Consider the following 1,491-nt stretch of genomic DNA (forward strand, 5'->3'; position numbering starts at 1 on the left):
TGTAGTAGGTAAGCGATGGGGTGACGCAGGAAGGTAGCTGGGCCAGGTGATGGAATACCTGGTGTAAGCGTGTAGGGCGTTGTGTAGGCAAATCCGCACAACATATGGCCTGAGACGTGATGCGTACCCGTTGAGGGGAATTCAGTGATCCTATGCTGCCGAGAAAAGCCTCTAGCGAGCTGGTACACGGCCCGTACCCCAAACCGACACAGGTGGTCAGGTAGAGAATACTAAGGCGATCGAGAGAACTGTGGTTAAGGAACTCGGCAAAATGCCCCCGTAACTTCGGGAGAAGGGGGACCACGCCCGGTGATAACCCTTGCGGTTGGAGCTGGGTGGGGTCGCAGAGACCAGAGAGAAGCGACTGTTTACTAAAAACACAGGTCCGTGCGAAGTCGTAAGACGATGTATACGGACTGACGCCTGCCCGGTGCCGGAAGGTTAAGAGGACCGGTTAGCCACTCGTGGCGAAGCTGAGAATTTAAGCCCCGGTAAACGGCGGTGGTAACTATAACCATCCTAAGGTAGCGAAATTCCTTGTCGGGTAAGTTCCGACCTGCACGAATGGCGTAACGACTTCTCTGCTGTCTCAACCACAGACTCGGCGAAATTGCATTACGAGTAAAGATGCTCGTTACGCGCGGCAGGACGAAAAGACCCCGGGACCTTCACTATAGCTTGGTATTGGTGTTCGGTACGGTTTGTGTAGGATAGGTGGGAGACTGTGAAACTTGGACGCTAGTTCGGGTGGAGTCGTCGTTGAAATACCACTCTGATCGTATTGGACTTCTAACCTCGGACCATGATCTGGTTCAGGGACAGTGCCTGGTGGGTAGTTTAACTGGGGCGGTTGCCTCCCAAAATGTAACGGAGGCGCCCAAAGGTTCCCTCAGCCTGGTTGGCAATCAGGTGTTGAGTGCAAGTGCACAAGGGAGCTTGACTGTGAGACTGACAGGTCGAGCAGGGACGAAAGTCGGGACTAGTGATCCGGCACCGGCAAGTGGAAGCGGTGTCGCTCAACGGATAAAAGGTACCCCGGGGATAACAGGCTGATCTTCCCCAAGAGTCCATATCGACGGGATGGTTTGGCACCTCGATGTCGGCTCGTCGCATCCTGGGGCTGGAGTAGGTCCCAAGGGTTGGGCTGTTCGCCCATTAAAGCGGCACGCGAGCTGGGTTTAGAACGTCGTGAGACAGTTCGGTCTCTATCCGCCGCGCGCGTTAGAAACTTGAGGAAGGCTGTCCCTAGTACGAGAGGACCGGGACGGACGAACCTCTGGTGTGCCAGTTGTTCCGCCAGGAGCACTGCTGGTTGGCTACGTTCGGAAGGGATAACCGCTGAAAGCATCTAAGCGGGAAGCCTGTTCCAAGATGAGGTTTCTCTCCCACTTGATGGGTTAAGGCCCCCTACAGACCATGGGGTTGATAGGCCAGAATTGGAAGCCAGGTAACTGGTGTAGGTGACTGGTACTAATAGGCCGAGGGCTTACT

General features: G+C 55.1%; 1 rRNA gene. It reads left to right on the top strand.

The features are described from left to right. Window positions 1-1,491: ribosomal RNA gene (locus ACFWFP_RS34460) — 23S ribosomal RNA — on the top strand; the annotation flags it as partial.

The sequence above is a fragment of the Nocardia sp. NPDC060249 genome (assembly GCF_042728755.1).
Classification (GTDB): domain Bacteria; phylum Actinomycetota; class Actinomycetes; order Mycobacteriales; family Mycobacteriaceae; genus Nocardia.